At 61.7% G+C, this 22,446-nt stretch carries 17 protein-coding genes and 1 pseudogene; 13 read left to right on the top strand and 5 right to left on the bottom strand.

The window, feature by feature from the left end; genetic code table 11:
- Positions 1-158 precede the first annotated feature (158 nt).
- Positions 159-791: a 2-hydroxychromene-2-carboxylate isomerase gene (locus CQ13_RS13295; protein WP_057843315.1), complete on the top strand. Its 633-nt coding sequence runs from the start codon at positions 159-161 to the stop codon at positions 789-791.
- Between the two features lie 78 nt (positions 792-869).
- Complete coding sequence (locus CQ13_RS13290) at positions 870-2,069, top strand: CaiB/BaiF CoA transferase family protein (protein ID WP_057843314.1); 1,200 nt, start codon at positions 870-872, stop codon at positions 2,067-2,069.
- A gap of 30 nt (positions 2,070-2,099) precedes the next feature.
- On the opposite strand, the gene CQ13_RS13285 is transcribed toward CQ13_RS13290, so the two are convergent.
- Entirely contained in the window at positions 2,100-2,777 is a 678-nt protein-coding gene (locus CQ13_RS13285; RefSeq protein ID WP_057843536.1) for a glutathione S-transferase family protein, read from the bottom strand.
- On the bottom strand, positions 2,777-3,520 hold the full coding sequence (locus CQ13_RS13280) for an SDR family NAD(P)-dependent oxidoreductase (RefSeq protein ID WP_057843313.1): 744 nt from the start codon (positions 3,518-3,520) through the stop codon (positions 2,777-2,779). Before CQ13_RS13280 ends, CQ13_RS13285 begins: the two co-directional genes overlap by 1 nt.
- Positions 3,521-3,743: 223 nt before the next feature.
- On the opposite strand from CQ13_RS13280, the gene CQ13_RS13275 reads away from it, so the two are divergent.
- The 8 genes from CQ13_RS13275 (at position 3,744) to CQ13_RS13240 (ending at position 13,025) form a co-directional block, all read left to right on the top strand.
- Complete coding sequence (locus CQ13_RS13275) at positions 3,744-5,348, top strand: class I adenylate-forming enzyme family protein (protein ID WP_057843535.1); 1,605 nt, start codon at positions 3,744-3,746, stop codon at positions 5,346-5,348.
- Between the two features lie 19 nt (positions 5,349-5,367).
- On the top strand, positions 5,368-6,105 hold the full coding sequence (locus CQ13_RS13270) for an SDR family oxidoreductase (protein ID WP_057843312.1): 738 nt from the start codon (positions 5,368-5,370) through the stop codon (positions 6,103-6,105).
- 13 nt (positions 6,106-6,118) lie between these two features.
- A complete protein-coding gene (locus tag CQ13_RS13265) occupies positions 6,119-7,300 on the top strand; it encodes an acyl-CoA dehydrogenase family protein (protein WP_057843311.1) in 1,182 nt (393 codons plus the stop codon).
- Between the two features lie 21 nt (positions 7,301-7,321).
- Positions 7,322-8,452: an acyl-CoA dehydrogenase family protein gene (locus tag CQ13_RS13260; protein ID WP_057843310.1), complete on the top strand. Its 1,131-nt coding sequence runs from the start codon at positions 7,322-7,324 to the stop codon at positions 8,450-8,452.
- Between the two features lie 53 nt (positions 8,453-8,505).
- Positions 8,506-9,693: an acetyl-CoA C-acyltransferase gene (locus CQ13_RS13255; RefSeq protein WP_057843309.1), complete on the top strand. Its 1,188-nt coding sequence runs from the start codon at positions 8,506-8,508 to the stop codon at positions 9,691-9,693.
- Between the two features lie 53 nt (positions 9,694-9,746).
- A complete protein-coding gene (locus CQ13_RS13250) occupies positions 9,747-10,751 on the top strand; it encodes an NAD(P)H-dependent flavin oxidoreductase (protein ID WP_057843308.1) in 1,005 nt (334 codons plus the stop codon).
- 22 nt (positions 10,752-10,773) lie between these two features.
- A complete protein-coding gene (locus CQ13_RS13245) occupies positions 10,774-11,601 on the top strand; it encodes an enoyl-CoA hydratase-related protein (RefSeq protein WP_057843307.1) in 828 nt (275 codons plus the stop codon).
- Positions 11,602-11,825: 224 nt separating this feature from the next.
- Complete coding sequence (locus CQ13_RS13240) at positions 11,826-13,025, top strand: adenylate/guanylate cyclase domain-containing protein (RefSeq protein ID WP_057843306.1); 1,200 nt, start codon at positions 11,826-11,828, stop codon at positions 13,023-13,025.
- On the opposite strand, the pseudogene CQ13_RS13235 reads toward CQ13_RS13240, so the two are convergent.
- Positions 13,022-13,709: pseudogene (locus CQ13_RS13235) on the bottom strand (L-2-amino-thiazoline-4-carboxylic acid hydrolase). The gene CQ13_RS13240 and the pseudogene CQ13_RS13235 overlap by 4 nt on opposite strands.
- A 303-nt stretch (positions 13,710-14,012) precedes the next feature.
- Here CQ13_RS13235 and CQ13_RS13230 point away from each other — a divergent pair.
- Positions 14,013-14,642, top strand: a complete 630-nt coding sequence (locus CQ13_RS13230) for a LysR family transcriptional regulator (RefSeq protein ID WP_057843305.1) — start codon at positions 14,013-14,015, stop codon at positions 14,640-14,642.
- 441 nt (positions 14,643-15,083) lie between these two features.
- Positions 15,084-17,384 (top strand): MHYT domain-containing protein, encoded by a 2,301-nt coding sequence (locus tag CQ13_RS13225; RefSeq protein ID WP_057843304.1) that lies wholly within the window; start codon positions 15,084-15,086, stop codon positions 17,382-17,384.
- Positions 17,385-17,430: 46 nt separating this feature from the next.
- On the opposite strand, the gene CQ13_RS13220 is transcribed toward CQ13_RS13225, so the two are convergent.
- The gene (locus CQ13_RS13220) at positions 17,431-20,541 is read right to left on the bottom strand and encodes an efflux RND transporter permease subunit (protein WP_057843303.1); all 3,111 of its coding nucleotides are present in this window, start codon (positions 20,539-20,541) and stop codon (positions 17,431-17,433) included.
- The gene (locus CQ13_RS13215) at positions 20,538-21,716 is read right to left on the bottom strand and encodes an efflux RND transporter periplasmic adaptor subunit (RefSeq protein WP_057843302.1); all 1,179 of its coding nucleotides are present in this window, start codon (positions 21,714-21,716) and stop codon (positions 20,538-20,540) included. The genes CQ13_RS13220 and CQ13_RS13215 overlap by 4 nt, the downstream gene beginning before the upstream one ends.
- Here CQ13_RS13215 and CQ13_RS13210 point away from each other — a divergent pair.
- A complete protein-coding gene (locus CQ13_RS13210; RefSeq protein ID WP_156433649.1) occupies positions 21,715-22,440 on the top strand; it encodes a hypothetical protein in 726 nt (241 codons plus the stop codon). The two genes, CQ13_RS13215 and CQ13_RS13210, sit on opposite strands and share 2 nt — an antisense overlap.
- Positions 22,441-22,446: the final 6 nt, after the last annotated feature.

Genomic DNA, 22,446 nt, shown 5'->3' with positions numbered 1-22,446 from the left:
CTAAACTCCAAACAATCCCCTAGGGTTCGCATCAAACTAGGAAAATTCCGCATAATTTGACAGTTCGTTTTTAGAACTGTATGGATAGATGGCACGCTTGGGTTCAGCCTGCTGATTATCGAACTTGACCAACAACGCGCTCTCCGGGAGGAGTCGACATGCCCCTGAAGGTAGAATTCCTGTTCGATTTCGGCAGTCCTAACGCCTATCTGGCTGAAATAGCCATTCCGGGGATCGAGCGGCGTACCGGCGTGAAATTCGCGTATGTCCCGATTCTGCTCGGCGGCATCTTCAAGGCGACGGGCAACATGTCGCCGTTCGATTCGCTTCGCGGCATCAAGAACAAGCCGGAATACCAGGCGCTGGAAACCCAGCGGTTCATTCGCCGCCACAATGTCACGAAATTTCGCCAGAATCCGTTCTTTCCGGTCAATACGCTGATGCTGATGCGTGGCGCCGTCGCCGCCCAATTCGAAGGCGTGTTCGAGCCCTATTTCCGCGCCGCCTACCATCATATGTGGGAGGAGCCGAAGAAGATGGACGACCTCGAAATCTTCCGGAGCGCATTCATCTCCTCGGGGATCGATATCGACCGGCTGATCGCGCGTGCGCAGCAGGATGACGTCAAGAAGAGGCTGATCGATCTGACCAACGACGCCGTCAGCCGGGGAGCTTTCGGCTCACCGACTTTCTTCGTTGGAAAGGAAATGTTCTTCGGCAAGGACCAGCTCCGCGACGTCGAGGAATCGATCGTCGAGCAGACCAGACAGCCTGTTTCCAAGACGGCCTAACGGCTACGAGGGTCCGGATTGAGTGCTAAAAGCCAAACTCCCGGACCCAAAGCAAAAGTGAACTCAGGGAGAATGTCAATGCCTGGCCCGCTTAGCGGTGTTCGAGTCCTCGACCTGACCGGCGTGGTGTCGGGCCCGTTCGCGACCATGTTTCTGGCGGACCAGGGCGCCGACGTGCTGAAGATCGAGCCGATCGGCGGCGATATTACGCGCCGCAGCCGGGCCACCATCGACAAGGACGGCGAGTTCTCCGCGCTGTTCATCTCTTCTAACCGCGGCAAGCGTTCGCTGTCGATCGACGTCAAGAGCACGGGTGGCCGTGAGGTGCTCACCAGGCTGGTCGCGCAGGCCGACGTGCTGGTGCAGAACTTTCGGCCCGGTACCATGGAGCGCCTCGGTTTAGGCGTAGAAGAATTGCGCCAGCGCCATCCGCGCCTGATCTATGTCTCGATCAGCGGCGTCGGCGATACCGGCCCGTATGTAAAGAAGCGCGTCTATGACCCGATCATTCAGGGCCTGTCGGGCTTCGCCGATATCCAGTCGCAGCCGGTAACGAACCGTCCGCAAATGATCCGCACGATCGTATGCGACAAGACCACTGCAGTGTTCACTGCGCAGGCGGTGGCGGCAGCGCTCTATGCCCGCGAGAAAACCGGGCAGGGCGATCATATTCAGGTCGCGATGCTGGATGCGATGATTTCCTACCTGTGGCCCGAAGGTATGATGCAGTATACGGTGGTGGGGGCCGAGGCCGCCGCAGCCGATCCAAACGATCGGCCGGATCTGGTGTTCAAGACCAGTGATGGCTACATCACCGCCGGCACGATTTCGGATTCCGAATGGCAGGGGTTCTGCCGGGCATCCGGCGATCCCGAGCTTGCCAACGATCCCCGGTTCGCGACGCCATCGGCGCGTTCGGTCAACGCTACGGCCCGCATCAACAAGATGGCTGAGTATATCAGCCAGCATACCACCGCCGAATGGCTGGAGCGACTGGATGCCGCGGATGTACCCTGCGCTCCAATCCTGCGGCGGAGCGAAATCATCCACAATGAGCAGGTGGTGGCGCGCGGTATCATCGCAGAATTTGATCAGCCGAAAGTCGGCCGGGTGCGGCAGCCCAAGCCCGCGGCTCGCTTCGAAATCAACGAGGCTGCAATTGGCGGACCGGCGCCGAGGGTCGGTGAGCATTCGCGCGACGTGTTGCGCGAATTGGGGTATGACGACAGCGCCATCGACAAGATGGTCGCCGAACGCACCGTGCGCGTGGCCGTCTAATCCGAAGCCTTCGCGACCGGCGATCGGCCCTCAGACCTTCGCCGCCGCCGGCGTGATCGGTGCCACCGGGACATTCGCCGCGACGGCTTGCTGATAGGCCGCTCGGCTTTGGATGCGCTCAAGGTAAGGCTGCGCGTTGTCGCAAATGCAGACGCCGTAGGCGACGGCCCAATCGAGGCACGTCGTAAGCAGGATGTCGGCGCTGGTAAATTGGTCACCCATCAGGAATGTCCGGCCGTCTGCCAGCGCGACCTCCACGTGTCGCAATTGTTGCCGGAAATATTCGCCGGCCTGTGCGACAACTTCGGGCGCAACTCCATAGATATGTCCCAGTGCATCCGCGCGATGCCGGCGCATGACGTAGAGACTCGTAGAATCGAGCTCAGCCACGATAAAGAAGCACCATTCGAGCCACGCGGCTAACTCGCGCTGGGTTTCGGGAATCAGCGAACGGTCGGGCGTCGAATAGGTTCGCGACAGATAGGCGACAATCGCGGCGCTTTCTCCGATGCAGAAGTCGCCGTCCTGCAGCAAGGGGATCTTCTGGCGGGGATTGAGCCTGGTGTATTCGGCCGTCTTGGTCTCGCCGGTTCGCGGTCCGATCGGCTTGACTTTGTAGGACAAGCCAAGCTCGTGCATGGCCCAGTGCGGGCGGATGGTGCGGCTTGTCCCAACGCCCCATAGGGTTAGATCGGGTGTTGCGCTCATCACCATTTCTCCACGGACGGACGAAGGTCGAGTTCATGGGTCCAGCCGTCTCGGCTTTGCTGATGGGCGAACCAATAGGCCTCGGCGATGGAAGACGTCTTCGTCAGACTGTCCTGTGGAATCTCGCTTGCCTCGATTCCCTTCGCCGCTTTCATGCGTTGATGAATGGCTTCGCTATCCACGCCGGCGTCAATGATGAGATGGACCACGTGGATGTTCTTCGGCCCCAGCTCGCGCGCCATGGCCTGGGCGACCGCTCGAAGTCCAAACTTCGCCGATGAAAATGCCGCAAACCCCTGGCCGCCACGGACACTGGCGGTCGCACCAGTAAAGAAGATAGTGCCGCGCCCACGCGGCAGCATGACGCGCGCGGCCTCGCGTCCGACCAGGAATCCCGCGTAGCAGGCCAGCTCCCACGCCTTAAAGAACAGCTTTTCCGTGGTCTCCACGAGGGGCTTGTTGACATTCGATCCGGCATTGAAAAGGCAGACCTCGATCGGCCCGATGTTGCTCTCGACGTCGGAGAAAAGCTTTTGAACTTCCGCTTCCTGGCGAGCATCGACGCTGAAAGCGTGGATATGATGGCCCGCAGCGGCGAGTTCATCCACTAGTCCCTGGGATTTGGCTGCGTCACGCCGGCAGATACAAACGGTGTAGCCCCCTTTTGCAAAGCGACGCGCGACAGCCGCGCCGATGGCGTCGCCCGCTCCCACGAGTATTGCAACGCCGCGACCTTCCGCCATTCTCGCCTCTCCCATTAGTTCTTATTTGGTACTTATGGGTAGCTCTTATCGGCCTCGTTGTAAACGAGCTTTTCGAGGACCCTTGAAAACGACAGGCATGCTGCCTCTTTTGAGCCGTGGACACCACAAGACGAATTAACAATTGACGAGTTCTAAAAAAGAACGTTAACTTTGATCGCACGCGACGCAGCAAGGGCGACGTTGGCTGTTCGGGAGGTTGACGGTGACGGGTCTTTCAGGGGCAATCGATATCGATGAGATTGCTGCGGGGCTGCCGCGCCGCATCCATGAAATAACGACTGGCCACGTCGTCAATGCCCCGGACCGAATCGCCCTGATCGAAGATGGCGCTGCCTGGAGCTGTCGTGACCTGGACGGGCGGGTCGCCGAGATCACCGTCGTTCTCTCCTCGCTCGGGGTGCGAGCAGGCGATCGTATGATGATCGTCAGCGAAAACTGCATCGCGCTGGCGGCCTTGCTGCTTGCGGCGAGCCGGCTCGACGCCTGGGCAATCGTGGCCAACCCGCGATTGTCGGCGCGCGAGTTGGACCAGATCCGCGATCATAGCGGCGCCCGCCGGATGTTCTTTACGTCAGGTGTTTCGAAAGAGGCCGCGGCGCACGCATCACGCTATGGTGCGGAGAACCGGCAAATTGGCGCGCTGCGGGAGATTGGCGTCGGCCCGCTGAACGAAAGCGCCACTGTCGAGCCGGTGGAGGCCGATCCGGCAAAACAAGTCGCGGTGCTGATCTACACTTCGGGAACAACCGGGACACCGAAGGGGGTAATGCTCTCTCACGAAAACCTGCTGATCAGCGCCAAGACCACGGCGCTTTTCCGTAAGATGGATCGAGACGACAAGATCTATCTGGTGTTGCCGATCTCGCATATCGTCGGCATCTCGCTCCTGATCATGACGCTGATGGTCGGCGGCACGGTGCGGATGGTCAACAAGTACGATCCGGCGGCTACCGCCAAGGCGATCGCGGAGGAGGATATCACCATTCTCAACGGCGTGCCCGCCACCTATCAACGCCTGCTGGAATACAAGAGCGTATCGGGTCCGAAGCGGCTCGATCGGGGCTCGTTGCGCTTGATTTCCGTTGCCGGCGCGCCGGTCGACCTGAATTTGAAGTTGCGTGTAGAGAAGGAGTTCGGCCTTCCGCTCCTCAACGGCTATGGGATCACTGAATGTTCGCCCGGAATATCCGGCGTGCGCTTCGATGCGCCGCGGTCCGACCAGGCGGTTGGCACGCTGCTGCCGGGAGTAGAGGGGCGCATCAGAACAATCGACGGCATACCGCTGTCAAAGGGTGAAGTCGGAGAACTTCACGTTCGCGGACGCAATGTGATGCGCGGCTATTATCGCGCGCCGGAACTGACGGCCAAAGTGATCGACAGCGAGGGTTGGTTCAATACCGGCGATCTGGCGCGCTTCGACGGCGATTGCCTCTATGTCGTCGGCCGCACCAAGGAAATGATCATCCGCTCCGGCTTCAACGTTTATCCCGCCGAGGTGGAAGCGGTCCTCAGTTCACACAAGGACGTGGTGCAATGCGCCGTCGTCGGCCGTCCGGCCGATGGCAATGAGGAGATTGTCGCCTTTGTACAGTTGCTGCCGGGGTCGCGCGCGACGCCGACCGATCTGATGGGCTTCATCCGATTTCAGCTCACCTCCTACAAGCGGCCATCCGAAATCATCGTCCTCGATGCCTTGCCGGCCACTTCGACCGGCAAGATACTCAAGCATAAGCTGGCGGAGTCTTTACGCGAGGGTGACGAAGCTCCACCGGCGCAGACGGCTCCACTTCGTAGACAGCAGATCTAACCTGACCGGGAGAAGACCCTTGCAAAAGAGAAACGCAACCGTGGCCGTGATCGGCGCCGGGGACTACATCGGCGGCGAGATCGCAAAGAAGTTCGCCTCAGAGGGCTTCACCGTGTTTGCCGGGCGGCGTAACGGGGCCAAGCTCGAGCCGTTGGTAAGGGAGATCGAGAAGGCCGGCGGCGAAATTCACGCGCGCTCGCTCGACGCACGCAAGGAGGAGGAAATCATCTCTTTCCTTGGAGACGCCGACAAGCATGCGCCTCTCGAGGTCTGTATCTTCAACATCGGCGCCAACGTCAATTTTCCGATTCTGGAAACCACCGAGCGCGTGTTCCGCAAGGTGTGGGAAATGGCCTGTTATTCCGGCTTCCTCGCTGGGCGTGAAGCGGCGCGGCTCATGCTGCCGCGGGGCAAGGGCAATATCTTCTTCACTGGAGCGACGGCGAGTCTCCGTGGTGGAACGGGTTATGCAGCCTTTGCCAGCGCCAAGTTCGGCTTGCGGGCCGTCGCCCAGGCGGCCGCTCGCGAGTTGGGGCCCAAGAACATCCACGTGGCGCATCTCATCATTGATTCCGGCGTCGACACCGAGTGGGTGCGCCAGCGACGGATCGAGGCACTCGGTCCGAACGCGCTGGATAACCCCGACGCCTTGATGCCGCCGTCCTCGGTCGCGGAATCCTATTGGCTGCTCTATCAGCAGGCGCGCAGCGCCTGGACCTTCGAACTGGAGATCCGTCCGTTCGGCGAGAAGTGGTAAGGAGCCTCGCACGATGGAGCTCGACCTTTCCAGCGAGGACGCTGCGTTTCGTGACGAGGTGCGTGCTTTTATCGCGGAGAACTATCCGCCGGAAATGCGCGTTCCAAACCCCGAGACCGATTTGACCAAGGAGCAGTCGCTGCTGTGGCACAGGATCCTCTACAAGAAGGGCTGGATCGCGCCGCTCTGGCCCAAGGAATATGGCGGCCCGGGCTGGTCGGTCACACAGCGCTTCATCTTTGAACAGGAGACCTCACGCGCCGGGACGCTGCCGCCGCTCGCATTCAGCATCACCATGGTCGGTCCGGTCATCTACACCTTCGGCAACGATGGGCAGAAGCAGAAGTTTCTGCCGCGAATCCTCTCCGGTGACGACTGGTGGTGCCAGGGCTATTCGGAGCCGGGCTCAGGCTCCGACCTTGCGTCCGTTCGCACCAAGGCGGTGCGCGACGGCGACCACTACATCGTTAACGGCCACAAGACCTGGACGACGCTGGCCCAGCATGCCGACTGGATTTTCTGCCTGGTGCGCACGGATCCTGCCGCAAAGCCCCAGGCGGGCATCTCGTTCCTCCTGATCGACATGAATTCGCCCGGCGTCACCGTGCGGCCCATCATCACCATCGACGGATCGCATGAAGTCAACGACGTGTTCCTCGAGGACGTGCGCGTCCCCGTGGAGAATTTGATCGGCGAGGAGAACAAGGGCTGGACCTACGCCAAATTCCTGTTGGGCAACGAGCGTACCAGCATGGCCGGGATCGGCCGGTCCACTCGGTATCTCGGGCGTCTCAAGCAGATCGTGAGAACCGAGATCGGCGAGGATGATCCGTCCTTCGGGGAATTCATCAGGGAGATCGCGCGCGTCGAGCTCGATGTGCTGGCGCTGGAGGCAACCGAACTGCGTATCGTGGCTCAGATGTCACGCGGCATCGATCCGGGGCCGGCCGCGTCGCTGTTCAAGATCCGCGGCACCGAGATATTCCAGCGCATCACCGACCTGACGCACCAGGCGATCGGCAATTACGCTCTGGCCATCCGTGAGCACCCGGTAAGCGCCAACCGCTTCATGCCGGGGCCAGACTACGGGCACACCGCGACCGAAAAGTACCTGAACTCCCGCAAGCTCAGCATTTACGGGGGATCGAACGAAATCCAGCGCAACATCATCGCGAAAGCTGTTTTGGGTCTCTGACAACATCGCACGAGGCATCGGATGGATATTCAGTTGACGGAAGAACAGGAACTGCTGCGTTCCAGCATTCAACGCTTCCTGCGCGAGCAGTACGATTTCGACGAGCGTCGCAAGATCGTTGCGACCGATGAGGGCTGGAGCCGCAGGCACTGGAGATCCTTTGCCGAACTGGGGCTTTGCGCCGCGCCGTTCCAGGAAAGCGCGGGCGGCCTTGGTGGCGGCTCGCTTGCGACGATGATCGTGATGCAGGAGTTCGGCCGCAACCTCGTCGTCGAGCCGTTTCTTGAGACGGTTGTCCTCGCCGGTGGCCTGATCGAGGACGTCGGCTCGGCCGAGCAGCGCCAGGCGTTCCTGCCGAAGATCATGGAGGGGTATGCGATATGGGCGCTGGCGTGGGCGGAGGGACGGTCACGTTATGATTTCCACAACGTCACCACCACTGCACGCCGCCAAGGAGACACATTTGTTCTGAGCGGAACCAAAGCTGCGGTGGTCGGTGCGCCCTGGGCCGACAAGCTGATCGTTTCGGCGCGCACCTCGGGCCAGCAACGCGATCGCGACGGCGTAAGTCTGTTTGTCGTAGATCGCCATGCGGCCAATCTTCACCTGCAGAGCTTCAAGACGATCGACGGTCGGCGCGCCGCTGAACTCACGCTGATGAAAGTCGAAGTGCCGGCCAGCCAGATGCTGGGAAACGAAGGCGAGGGCGTCGCTGCCCTGGAGGCGGCTCGCGATCGCGCCATCGCGGCCCTTTGCGCGGAAGCCGTCGGTGCCATGACGGAGCTGAACTCTGCGACGCTCGAATACAGCAAGACGCGCAAGCAGTTCGGGGTTGCGCTGGGAACGTTTCAGGTGCTGCAGCACCGCATGGTCGACATGTTCATCGCGCTTGAGGAATCGATTTCGCTCACTCAGCATTTGAATCTAAGCCTGGCATCGAAGGAACCGAACGGATCGAAACTTGCGTCCGGCGCCAAGACCAAGGTCGGCTACGCCGCGCGCTTCGTCGCGGAGCAGGCCGTGCAACTGCACGGCGGTATGGGCATGAGCGACGAGCTGAACGTCGGCCACTACTTCAAGCGAATAAGCTCCATCAACGTCCAGTTCGGCGATCCGACCTATCATTTGATGCGGTACGCGCAGCAGAGCTGAATCTCCCTCCCAACGCAGCAAATCGATTGCCGCGCCCTGACCCGAGGTAAACAATGACCGAAGCCGTAATCGTCTCGACTGCTCGCACGCCGATTGGCAAGGCTTACAAGGGTGCCCTCAATCATACGGAAGGCGCGACGTTGCTGGGTCATGCCATTTCCGCTGCGTTGTCGCGTGCGAAGATCGAGGGCGGCGAGGTCGAAGATGTCGTGATGGGTTGCGCCATGCAGCAGGGCGCCACGGGTGTGAACATTGCGCGCAAGGCGCTGCTGCGTGCCGGACTTCCGGTCAGCGTGGCCGGAACCACCATCGACCGCCAATGCGCGTCGGGCCTGCAAGCAATTGCCCTGGCTGCGCGTTCGGTCATCTTCGATGGCGTGGAGGTTGCCATCGGCGGCGGCGGTGAATCCATCAGCCTGGTCCAGAACGCCCAGTTCAACAGCTTTCATGCCGTCGATCCGGAACTGCTCGCGATGAAGGGAGACGCCTACATCGCGATGCTGGATACTGCCGAGATCGTTGCGAAGCGCTACGACATCTCGCGCGAACGCCAGGACGAATACAGCCTCGAGAGCCAGCGCCGGACAGCCGCCGCCCAACAGGGCGGCCGCTTCAGCGACGAACTCGCGCCGATCAAGACTACGATGGCGGTCACGGACAAGGCGAGCGGCGCTGTATCCTATCAGCAGGTGACGCTATCGGCGGACGAGGGGCCGCGTCCCGATACGACCGCCGAAGGTCTCGCAGGTGTCAAGCCGGCCAAGGGGCCGGGCTTCACTATTACTGGCGGCAACGCGAGCCAGCTCTCGGACGGCGCCAGTGCCGCAGTCATCATGAGCGACAAGCTGGCCGCGCAGAAAGGATTAAAGCCTCTCGGTATCTTCCGCGGCTTTGTTGCGGCGGGTTGCGAGCCGGACGAGATGGGAGTTGGCCCGGTCTATGCCGTGCCCCGGCTGCTCAAGCGACACGGACTCAAGGTCGATGATATCGATCTCTGGGAGTTGAACGAAGCATTCGCAGTGCAGGTGATCTATTGTCGCGACAAGCTTGGGATCGATCCGGAAAAGCTCAACGTCAATGGCGGATCGATCGCGGTCGGTCATCCCTACGGCATGACCGGCGCGCGGCTGACCGGCCATGCTTTGATCGAGGGGCGTCGGCGCAAGGCCAAGTATGCTGTTGTTACCATGTGTATTGGCGGCGGCATGGGCGCCGCGGGCCTCCTCGAAATTGTCCACTGACAAACAACAAACCGGCTAGACTAGAGCTCTTTCAAAACACATTGGAGGCACGCGTGAAGACTGCAATTACCGAAATGTTCGGCATCGAACATCCGATCATCCAGGGCGGAATGCACTATGTCGGCTTCGCCGAGCTTGCCGCCGCGGTGTCGAATGCCGGCGGTCTTGGCATCATCACCGGCCTCACCCAGAAGACGCCGGAATTGCTAGCGAAGGAAATCGCGCGCTGCCGCGGCATGACCGACAAGCCGTTCGGTGTGAACCTGACCTTTCTGCCGAGCTTCACCGCGCCGCCATACCCGGAATATATCGCCGCTATCAAGGAAGGCGGCGTCAAGGCCGTGGAGACCGCCGGCCGCAGCCCCGAGCAATATATGCCGGCGCTGAAAGCCGCCGGCATCAAGGTGATCCACAAATGCACCTCAGTGCGGCACTCGCTCAAGGCCGAGAAGATTGGCTGCGACGCTGTCAGCGTTGATGGCTTCGAATGCGGCGGCCATCCCGGCGAGGACGATATTCCGAACATGATCCTGCTGCCCCGTGCGGCGGACGAGCTGAAGATTCCGTTTGTGGCGTCCGGCGGCATGGCCGATGCGCGGAGCCTCGTCGCGGCGCTGTCGATGGGGGCCGCCGGCATGAACATGGGCACCCGCTTCATCGCCACGAAGGAGGCGCCAGTCCACGACAATGTAAAGCAGGCCTTGGTCAAGGCGACCGAACTCGACACCGTGCTGGTCATGCGCGCGCTGCGCAATACGGAGCGCGTCTTGAAGAACAAGGGCGTCGACCAGTTGCTGGAGGTTGAGCGCGAGAAGGGCGCAAGTCTGAAGATTGGCGACATCCACGAGCAGGTCGCTGGAGTCTATCCCAAGGTGATGATCGAGGGCGATATGGACGCGGGCGCCTGGAGTTGCGGCATGGTCGCAGGCCTCATTCACGACATTCCGACCGTGAAGGAACTGATCGACCGGATCATGGCGGATACCGAGCGACTGATCAGGGGCCGGTTGACGGGATTCCTGGACGCGGATAGCGAGGCAGCCCTGAAGGTCGCGTGAAGGCACGACGGGAGCAGCGCGAATGACAGAAGATCGGATCGAGGTCGATACCGGAACAGGTGAGCTGCTGTGTGAAATCCGGAACCGCGTCGCGTTGATCACGCTGAACCGGCCCGAGGCGCGCAACGCCTTGTCCGATCAACTGACCCCCGCGCTGCGGCGCATGATCCGGCAGTGCGGCGAGGATTCCAGCGTCGGCGCATTGCTCATCACGGGGGCTGGCGCTGCTTTTTGCGCTGGCGGCGACGTCAAGGGTATGGGGAGCAATGCTGCCAAAGCCGAAGCGCCGATCGATGAGCGGGTCGCCGATTTGCGCATCAAGCAGCGCACACTTACGGGTGCGTTGGTGGGATTGCGCAAGCCGACGATTGCAGCGCTTCCCGGACCTGCGGCAGGCGCAGGGCTTGCGCTCGCGCTCGCCTGCGACATTCGAATCGCCGCAGAATCGGCTGTGATGACGACAGGATATGCCCGCATCGCCCTGACGGGAGACTACGGCATCGCCTGGCTGCTGACGCGGCTGGTGGGGACGTCCCGGGCACGCGAGTTGATGTTTCTGTCGGAGCGGATCGAGGCACGCCGCTGCGAAACCCTGGGGCTTGTCAATCGGGTGGTCGCCGATGCCGAGCTTCGCGACGTTGCATTTGCGCTTGCAAGGTCCTTGGCTGAGGGTCCCTCGCAAGCTATGGCCGGCATGAAGGACAACCTTGACCATGCCTTGACGGCCGACCTTCTGGATTCGATGGACCAGGAAGCGGAATACATGGTCCGCTCCGCGCGAACGGCGGATCACAAGGAGGCGGTGCGCGCCTTCATCGACAAGCGCAAGCCCGTTTTCGTCGGGCATTAGCGTGCGTTCAATCGCTGGACGTCAGCGTCGCTGACCGGCTTTTGCTGGCCGACGCGAAGGACACACCCGGTCGCCGCGAGCCAGCTGCGGCATTCTGAACGCGGGAAATTCACCAACGCTATCAATGCGCACAAGCAGATTTGCGGCGGACTCCGTTGACGAGGTCGCGCGGGGACACAACATATCCTGTACCGTCGATCCAGGTCACTGCTCAGGAGCAAGATATGAACGCGCCGCCAAAAATCGATCCCGTTACCGCGCGTTCTGACCGGGACGTCCTGCACTGGCTGACAAACGACACGCGTGATGAGCGCTTCATTGACAACATTTTCGCTGAGCTGTGTATCCGGCTCCAGCGAGCAGGCGTTCCGGTCAAGCGGGCGTCGCTTCATATTCTGATCCACCATCCGCAATGGCTTGGCGCACGGATCATGTGGGCCGACGGGATGCGCGAGGCGGAGATTGCGAGGGTCGACTACGACGTCAGGGAGCGATCCGAGTACATCGGTAGTCCCGCCAACGAAGTCCACGACGGCGCCACCGAGGTACGCGAAAATCTCGAACGGGACCCGTCACTGGGCCGCAAGCACGCCGTCTTTGACGAGATGCGTGCGAAAGGCCTGACCGATTATGTGGCGTGGCCGCTGTATCATACGCTCGGTAAGCGGCACATCGTGACTTTTGCAACCGACCGGCCAGGAGGGTTCGACGATGCGCATATCGCCAGCCTGTTGGAACTGTTGCCGGTTCTGGCGCTGGTCAGCGAAATCCGCGTCAAGAACCGGTTGGCGCGAACGCTGCTCGAAACCTATGTCGGGTCGCATGCCAGCGAGCTCATTCTAGCCGGTGCCACTAGGCGGGGCAGCGGGACGACGGTACGCGCCGCCATCATGATCTGCGATCTGCGTGATTTCACCAGGATCTCCGACAACTGGCCGCGCGATGACGTCATTGATCTTCTGAACGGCTATTTCGATGCGATGTCGGAGCCGATTGCGCGACATGGCGGGGAAATACTGAAATTCATCGGCGACGGCCTGCTTGCTATTTTTCCGCTCAGCCAGTCGTCGGCCTGCGCAAATCTGCTGCATGCCGTGGCTGAAGCCCGTCAGGCCATGCTTGCTCTCAACGAAAAAAATAGCGAAACCGGTCGTGAGCCGCTGAATTACGGCATCGGCGTCCACGTCGGAGACGTCATGTACGGCAATATCGGGTCGCGCAGCCGGCTCGACTTCACGGTCATCGGTCCTGCGGTCAACATGGCTTCGCGTCTCGAAGCCCTCACCAAACAGTTGGGAAAAACGGTGCTGCTGTCCCGCGCGTTCGCTGATTTCGTCGAAAACGATTTCGATCTCGAACGCGTCGGGGAATATCCGGTGCGCGGCTTCAACGACCCAATCGAGCTGTTTGCGTACCACGGCTAATCCGACGGGAGCCGCGAGAATCGGAAATTGCAGTGGTTCGCGCCGCCAGCCAGCGTTTGTGTCCTTTCCAGGTGGATGCCTCGCGTTGCATAGGCGTCGAAATCAAGCCCACATATGTTCGGCAAGATTTCTTTATCTCCATGGCGAGCCGCAAATTTGCAAAAGCCGCAAGCTTTGTAGTTGATGCCGAATTCAAAATTGTCACTCGGGCCCGGCTCGACGAAATCGTAGATGAAATCTTCCGGAAACTCTTTCTGATGGCTTTTTGTAGCGCTTTTTATAGCCTGGTCGCGCAGCAAAGTCTGATTCTCTGACGACATGAATTGACGCCCCGAGGCGAGACGTTCCGCTTCCGGCACGGTGAGCAATTGCGCCTTGTAGGTTTCTCGTTCGATTTCGCCGATCACGGACAGCGACACGCCGTGTCGCCGGAGCACTCGGCTGATGGCCATAAAGCCCATGAGACGCATGAAGAAATCGCTCATACGACTTGCCGCGCCTCCGACATAGGGCATTTGGGTGAGCACGATTTCGAATTCGTCCATCACCTCCTGCCTAATCCCATCAATATTGGATAGATGCGCGCGCTCGCACAACATCGCTTCGGCAAGGTCGAGGCGATGGCATGGCGGCCTCCATTGCACCGCGATGCGACTCGTAAAAGGGATGGATGATCTCAGCCATTGGACACCTCAATTTGCAAACATACTCGACAATCCACCGCTACAGGTCCGCTTCTTGCGCCTTTCGGACCTAGCGGTGTCCGGTTTGGGTCTGCAACTCGCCGGATAGCGGACTTGGGTCGAGCCGCGCTCACGAACTTCGATTTATGAGTACACGCCCCTGGTCGGCGGGGCATGGGATCTCAGGGCGTTGCGAACCGACCGTAACCGGGGACACCAAGTCAGCGCAAAGCACCGTTCCTTCAGCCAAGCACTAGAAAATCTATTGCAACGCCACGGCCTATCAGTGTCAAGCTGCAGCGCGATGACCTACACCCTTCCACCACTCAACGCGCTCCGCGCATTCGAAGCCGCCGCGCGGCATCTCAGCTTCAAACTGGCCGCGCACGAGCTGCACGTGACGCCCGCCGCTGTGGGGCAGCAGGTGAAAGCGCTGGAGGCGCGCCTCGGCATACGCCTGTTCGAGCGGCTGCATAAGCAACTCATCCTGACCGCGGCCGGTCAGGCCTATCTGCCCGAGATATCCGATGGTTTTCGTCGCATTGCGGACGCGACCTCGCTATTGAAACCGGCAGGTGCGGTGTTGCTGCAGTTGGGGGTCCACGGCAGCTTCGACCTCCGCCGCCTCGAGTTGGCGGACTTTCGCAGCGCGCATGCGGAAATCGCTTTGCGGGTGCTGCAGCCCGCCGGCTTGCACGAGTTGGTCGAGGGCAAGATCGACCTGCTGATAGCCCACGGTCTTGGCCACCATCCGGGCTATCGCTGCGATCGGGTCAATGAGGGATCCGGTTTCGGTGATTGGCTGATTGCACCTGAGGGCACCGCGGATTGTCCCGAGGTCGTTAGCTTCCGCGAATGGCTGCGCGCCCTGCGGGCCGAGAGCCCGCTCGCAAACCACCGCCGCCCTCGTCTGGTCGGCATCATCGGAAGTTGAGGCGCCGTGAAGCAGAAGAACTCGGCGTCAAAAGCCGCGCTCACGAGTACACGCCCTAACCCCGCGACGCCGCCCAAAAGCTAAAAGGCAGTAGAGCCACACCTTTAGAGCCATAGGTCTAGAGTCATTGATTCGCGCGCAGGCCATTCAGCGCAGTTGCTCCTAGATGTTGCCGGACCGATCCCCTGTGGAGGCTGCTTCTATTTGGAACGGCTGCCAAGCTATTGAAAGGCTACGGGCCGTCTTGAGCTTTTTTCAAAGGCGCCTTGAAATCATTGGATAATTTGGCTGATTTCGATTCCGCCATTCGGAAGTTCGATCCCTCCCGCCCCGGCCAGGCGCTCCGCCGAGCCCGGCACCCTCAATTGCCATTCGGCGCGGAAACAATGCACGGCCTCAAGAACGGTGCTATTGAGATGCTTCCCTTGCGACATCAACGGAATGCATCACCATCCAGGCACCCATGACCCCGTTCTTGTCGCGCTGTCAGTCCTGATCGCCGCGCTTTCTTCCTATACGGCGCTGGATCTCGCGACTCGCATGCGGGCTGCTTCCGGCTCCGCCAGCCTGGGCTGGCTTGGGGCTGCGGCCGTCGCCATGGGCGGCGGCATCTGGTCCATGCATTTCGTGGCCATGCTGGCGTTCAGCCTGCCCGGCGTCGAAATTTCCTACGATCCGCTCCTCACGCTCCTCTCGCTCGCCCTTCCCATTTTGGTCGCTGCAGCCGCGTTCGTCATCGTAAGTCAGCGGTCGAACGCGCTCGTCGTTTCCGGCATTGGAATGGGGCTCGCGATCTCCGGCATGCATTACACCGGCATGAGCGCCATGCGGATGTCGGCTTCGATCCATTACGATCCCCTCTGGGTTGTGCTTTCCATCGCCATTGCGATCGGCGCGTCGATCATTGCGCTGCGCCTCGCCTTTCACATGACGAGCGTGCTCGAGCGCATATCGGCCGGTGCCGTAATGGGCCTTGCGATCTCCGGGATGCACTACGCCGCCATGCGGGGCTCCTCCTTCGTTGCCACGGATGCCATTCTTGGCCGCGCAGCCCACGGCGCGGTTGGGCAGGCGCCGCTCGCGTTCCTGGTCGCCGGCACCACGATCGTCGTCCTCGTCATCGGGCTCGCCGCGGCCGTGTACGACCGCGCCTCGGCAGAACGTGCCGATCGCGAAGCCGAGGCACTTAGGCGGAGCGAGGAGAAGTTTCGCCTGCTGGTGGAGGGGGTGGCCGACCACGCCATCTTCATGCTCGACCCCGAAGGGCGGGTGGCGAACTGGAATCTCGGCGCGCGCCGGCTGATCGGCTACGGCGACGAGATCATAGGTACCCACTACGCCATCCTTCACACCGACGAAGACCGCAAGTCCGGAGTTCCTGATGCCGTGCTTCACGACGCAGAGCGGGAAGGCAAGTCGGCGGGCGAGGGCTGGCGCGTTCGCAAGGACGGCAGCCGCTTCTGGGCCGAGGCGACGATACGCGTGGTGCAAAACGAGCGCGGCGAGGCCATCGGCTTCGCCAAGATCGTGCGCGACGTGACGGAACGGCGCCGAGCCCAGGAAGCGCTGGAGCGCACGCGCGATGCGCTCGTGATATCGCAGAAGATGGAGACTGTCGGACAGCTTACCGGCGGCGTCGCCCACGACTTCAACAACATACTCGCCGTGATCCTGGGCAGCCTCGAATTGGCGAAGAAGCGCCTCCAGCCGGAAGATCCCCGGATTCACCGGCTGCTCGATAACGCGATTCAAGGTGCGCTGCGCGGCGCCTCGCTGACCCAGCGCATGCTGGCGTTCGCGCGCAAGCAGGATTTCAAGCCTGTCGTCGTGGATGTCCCGGAGCTGGTGCGCGGAATGGCGGCGCTTCTGAAGTTTGATCCAGCCATCCGGGTCGAGACCCGTTTTCCGATCGAGCTTTCGAAGGTGAAGGTCGATGCCAATCAGCTCGAGCTCGCGATCCTCAACCTCGCCGTCAATGCGCGCGATGCGATCGCGGCCAGTGGCGGGGTCATCAGCATAGCTGCCCGCGAAGAGCATGCCATCGATGGCCTTGCCGAGGGACGATACGTCGCGCTCTCGGTGAGCGACACCGGATGCGGCATGGACGAGGAGACGCTCAAGCATGCGCAGGAGCCGTTCTTTACGACCAAGGGCGTCGGCAAGGGAACCGGTCTCGGCCTCTCGATGGTGAAAGGGTTGGCCGAACAGTCCGGAGGCGTATTGCTGCTGAAGAGCCACATCGGCGAAGGGACCACGGCCGAGATCTGGCTGCCCGCCTCTCAGGACGAAAAGCTGCCGGTGCCCCATGCGGCGGAGCCGCCGCGTTCCGCGCCCCGCGGCAGCCGCGCCCTTTCCGTGCTGGTCGTCGACGATGATCTTCTCGTCCTCGACAGTGTCGCTGCGATGCTCGACGATCTCGGCCACGCCGTGATCGAGGCACGCTCCGGCGAGGAGGCAGTCCAGCTTCTGCGCCGAATGCCGAAGATTGACATCGTGGTGACCGATTACGCCATGCCGGGGATGAACGGGTTGCTGCTTGCCGAGGCAGTGGCCGCCGAGCGTCCCGGCACGCCCGTGGTGCTCTGCACAGGGTATGCCGAACTGCTCGGCTCGACGCAGCCTCACTTGCCTCGCATCTCCAAGCCGTTCGACCAGGCGGCGCTGCTGGCCGCCATTGAGGAGGTGATGAGCGCACAGGCAGCTTCGCGCTCGGTTGTGACCTTACACCCGAAGAGAGCCTGATAGTCGATGGATCTCATCGCGTCTCAGTGAACGGCCGGAACTCCCGTCACTCGGCCGGCATCGGCTTGGCGCCGTCCTCGATCGCCGGCTTCTTCTTGCCGAACAGCCAGCTCTGCAGCCTGTCGAGATAGATGTAGACCACCGGCGTCGTATACAGCGTGAGAAGCTGCGACACCGCCAGTCCTCCGACGATGGCGTACCCCAGCGGTTGGCGTATCTCGGAGCCCGCGCCGGTGCCGAGCATCATGGGGACGCCAGCAAGCATGGCTGCCATCGTGGTCATGAGGATCGGCCGGAATCGCATGAGGCAGGCGCGATAGATGGCGTCTTCCGCCGACAATCGCTCCTGTTGGCCGACATGCAGGGCGAAATCGACCAGCATGATGCCGTTCTTCTTGACGATGCCGATCAGCAGGATGATGCCGACGATCGCGATCACGCTGAGATCGAGATGAACCGCCATCAACAACAACAGTGCTCCGAGCCCCGCCGACGGCAGCGTCGAAATGATGGTGATGGGGTGGATCAGGCTCTCATACAGGATGCCGAGGATAAGATAGATCACGAACAGCGCCGCCACGATCAGGATCGGCGTTGTTGACAACGAATCGCCGAACGCCTGTGCGTTGCCCTGGAAGCTGGTCTGCAGTGAAAGCGGTTTGCCGAGCTGCTTCTCGATATTCTGGATGGCGCTGGTCGCCTGGCCGATCGCCGTGCCGGGGAGCAGGTTGAAGGAGATCGTCACCGACGGAAACTGTCCCTGGTGATTGACCACGAGCGGAGCGACCTTGACCACGCTGTCGACCAGCGTCGATAGGGGCACCTCCTGACCGGTTGAGGATTTGACATAGATTCCGGTCAACGCCTCGGGCGAGTACTGGAATTTCGGATTGACCTCCATGATCACGTGGTACTGGTTCAGGGTCGTGTACATCGTGGAGACGATGCGCTGGCCAAAGGCGTCATCGAGCGTGTTGTCGATGGTGAAGGGCAGGATGCCGTAGCTCGAAGCCACCTCGCGCTTGATGGAGATGTCCAGCAGGGGACCGGAATTGAGCTGGTCGGTCGCGACGTCGGTGATGCCGGGGACCTTCTTGATCCTGTCGAGGAACAGCGCAGCCCAGTGATTCAGCTCACCGGGATCGGCATCGCCCAGCGTGTACTGATACTGGGTTTTCGAGACGCGTCCGCCGATGGTGATGTCCTGCGCGGCCTGCATGTAGAGCGTGATGCCCTGAATCTTGGCCAGGTTGGTGCGCAGGCGGGCGAGCACCGTTTCCATGCTGTCGCGCTGCTTGTAGGGCTTGAGCGCAATATAGATGCGGCCATTGTTGACCGTGGTGTTGCCGCCGCCGGCGCCGATCGCCGAGCCGACGGATGCGACGGCCGGATCCCGCGTGATGGCATTGAGCAGCGCCTGCTGGCGCTCGGTCATCGCAGAATAGGAAATATCCTGTGCGGCTTCGGACAGGCCGATGATCAGCCCGGTGTCCTGCTGCGGAAAGAAGCCTTTGGGAATGACGACGTAGAGATAGCCGGTCAGCCCGATGGTCGCAAACATCGTCAACAGGGTGATGAAACGGTGACGAAGCACGATCTTGAGACCGGCCTCGTAGACTCCGAGGAGTGAATTGAAGCCACTTTCGAGGATGCGGAATAGCCGTCCGTGCGTCCTGTTTTCCGGCTTGAGCAGCCGCGCACACATCATTGGCGTCAAGGTCAGCGAGATCAGGAGCGACAGCACCAGGGCGACGCTGACGGTGACGGCAAATTCGCGGAACAGCAGCCCGACATATCCGCCCATCAGGAACAGCGGAATAAAGACCGCGATCAGTGACAGCGTGATCGACATGATGGTGAAGCCGATCTCGCCGGCGCCCTTCAGCGCCGCCTCGAATGGCGTGGCGCCGCCCTCCATGTGACGCACGATGTTCTCGATCACGACCACGGCGTCGTCGACCACGAAGCCGACGGCGATCGACAGCGCCATCAGCGACAGGTTGTCGAGGCTGTAGCCGAGCTCGTAGAGGACAGCGAGCGTGCCGATCAGCGACAGTGGAACGGTGACCGCCGGGATGACCGTTGCCCAGAAGTTCCTCAGGAAGATGAAGATCACCATCACCACCAGCGCAACTGTCAGCATCAGCGTGAACTGAACGTCGTGAATGGATGCGCGAACCGTATCGGTGCGGTCGGAGATGACGTTGACCTTGATGGCGGGCGGGATCGAGGCCTGCAGCACCGGCATCTCTGCCTTGATCCGCTCGACGGTGTCGATGACGTTGGCACCGGGCTGGCGCTGGATCGCCAGGATGACCGCGCGCCGGTTGTTGTACCAGCCGGCGATCAGGTCGTTTTCCGGCGCGCTGACGGCGCGACCGACGTCGCGGATGCGAACCGGCGAGCCGTTTCGATAGGCGATTACGAGATTGGCGTAGTCCTCCACCTTCAGGAGCTGATCGTTGGTGTTCAGCGTATAGGTCTGGCGCGGGCTGTTGAGCGTGCCTTTCGGTAAATCGACATTGGCTTGGCCGAGCGCCGTGCGGACATCCTCGAGATTGATGCCGCGTGCGGCAAGCGCCTGCGGATCGAGCTGCACGCGCACGGCGGGCTTTTGCTGGCCGCCGATGCCGACGAGGCCGACGCCCGGTATCTGCGATATCTTCTGCAGCAGAATGTTTTCCGCGTACGCATCTACCGTGGTCAGCGGCAGGCTGTCCGATGTGAGACCGAGCACCAGGATTGGCGTGTCCGCCGGATTGACCTTGCGAATGGTAGGCGGGTAGGGAATGCCGGGCGGCAAAAACGGACTCGCGGCGTTGATCGCCGACAGCGTGTCGCTGACCGTTCCGTCGATCTGGCGGTTCAGATCGAACTGTAGCGTGATCTGGGTGAAGCCGAGTGCGCTCGCCGACGTCATCTGGAGGAGACCCGGAATCTGCCCGAACTGGAGTTCGAGCGGTGTCGCAACCGACGCCGCCATGGTCTGCGGATCCGCGCCCGGCAACTGCGCCGTCACCTGCAGCGTCGGATAATTGACATTCGGCAACGCCGCGACCGGCAGCAACGGGTAGGCGATGAGGCCGCCGACGAGAAGGCCGACCATCAGGAGCGCCGTTGCGATCGGCCGGTGGATGAAGGGCGCGGATATGTTCATGGGATCGTCGCCTGTTGTGCTTGCTGCGCCGCTGCTTCCTCGGCTGCTTCGCCGTGCAGCAGCCTGACATGTGTGCCCGGCTGCAGCCGATATTGTCCGTCGACGACGACCTGCTCGCCGGCCTTCAGCCCGGTATCGATCAGCGCCTCGCCATCGGTGATCTGTGCGACCTTGATGGGGCGCATCGCTACCGTGCTGTCGGGCTTGATGACATAGGCATAGGCGCCGTTTGGTCCCTGCTGCACGACCGAAGCGGGGACGGTCAAACCGTTATGCCGGGTCGTGACGAGCAGCCGCGCATTCACCAGTTCACCCGGCCACAGCTCGCGAGACTTGTTGGGAAAGGTTGCCTTGAGCTGGATCGAGCCGGTCGTCTGCAGTATCTCGTTGTTGACCAGCGCGAGCTCGCCTCGGCCTAGCGGCAGGGTGTCATCTTGATTATAGGCGAGGACCGGAAGCGGCGTCTTGGTCGCTTGCTGTTGCTTGAGGACCTGCGGCAGCACGCCTTCCGGCAGCGTGAAGATCAGCGAGATGGGATCGAGCTGCGTCACGACGACGAGCCCGTTAGCTGTCGTCGGGCTGATGATGTTGCCGACGTCGATCTGGCGTATGCCGACCACGCCGTCGATCGGCGAAGTCAGCCTCGTGTAGCTGAGCTGCACCTTGGCCGCCTCGATCAGCGCCTGGTCGGTCTTGATCGCGGCCTCGAGCTGGCCGACCTGCGCCTTCTGGGTTTCGATCAGTTGCGGCGTGGCCCAGCCTTTGTCGCCGAGTTGGTTGTAACGCGCGAGATTGGCGCGGGCATTGGTGAGCTGGGCCTGGTCGCGCTCCAGATTGCCCTCGAACTGGTCGATCTGGGCTTGATAGGGACGCGGATCGATTTGCGCGAGCAGGTCGCCGGCATGGACGGTCTGCCCTTCGGTGAAATTGATGCTGATGAGCTGGCCCTGGATCTGCGCTCGCACGACATCGGTGTTGTACGCGATCACGGTGCCGACGCCGTTCTGATAGATCGGCACGTCGTGCTGCGCCACCACGCCGGCTACGACCGGAACCGGAGGTGGCGGCGCCGCCGCGACCGCGGCTTTGAACGCATTGGCCTGCGTGAGGTAGAGCAGGCCGCCGGCGGCGACGGCACCGAACAGGACGGCGGGTATTGCAAATTTCATTTTCATGGCTGCTTCTCGCGCGTGGGTTTCCGCTCAACGGAACATCGTGGCGGCGGCTGATAGGCCTGGTATCGTGTTCGGCGCCCCTGTGATGGTCGGTATCCCTGTGATGGCGTCGGTGGACGCGGCGACGGCCGTCGTGTTCGGTGCCGGCAGCGTGACAGCGGGCACCGTCGGGATCGTCGGCGCGATGGTGCTGATGGTGGGTCCGACGGTGATGGTTGGCACCATCGCGGCGGAGCTAATCCCAAGATTGCCGAGCTCGGTCGAGCCCATCGGAATGCCGGTTCGCGCCACGCCGCCTGGCGCCACCGGAGACATCGGTGTCGATGATGCTGCTAGACTACCCGAGCCGGCGCCGCACATGCTCGATGTACCCGAGGTGTCGATCAGGGCCGATGTCGACGGCATGCCCGATGACGACATTCCTGACGAATTTGGCGCTCCCGCCATCGGCATCGCGGACATCGTGCTCTGCGGTGTGACCGTCCCGACTACCACGCCGCCGCCATCGAATGTCGCAGCCGATCCGAACATCGTCGACGGTGCCGTGCCGATCGTCGAGCACACGATGCTGCCGATTGTGCCAGTCTGGTCGGCCGGCGCGGGACTCACGCCGGGTGAGGCGATTTCCGTCGCGCCGAGCGGGATGCCGGTGCCGCCGACCGGCGCGCTTGGCGCCATGCCCAGCGGCGAGGTCGCCGCCAGCAAAGGCGTCGGCATCACCTGAGCCTGC

Source organism: Bradyrhizobium retamae, assembly GCF_001440415.1.
GTDB classification, from domain to species: domain Bacteria; phylum Pseudomonadota; class Alphaproteobacteria; order Rhizobiales; family Xanthobacteraceae; genus Bradyrhizobium; species Bradyrhizobium retamae.
The sequence above is the reverse complement of the archived record's forward strand: the minus strand, read 5'-3'. Positions and strand labels throughout refer to the sequence as shown.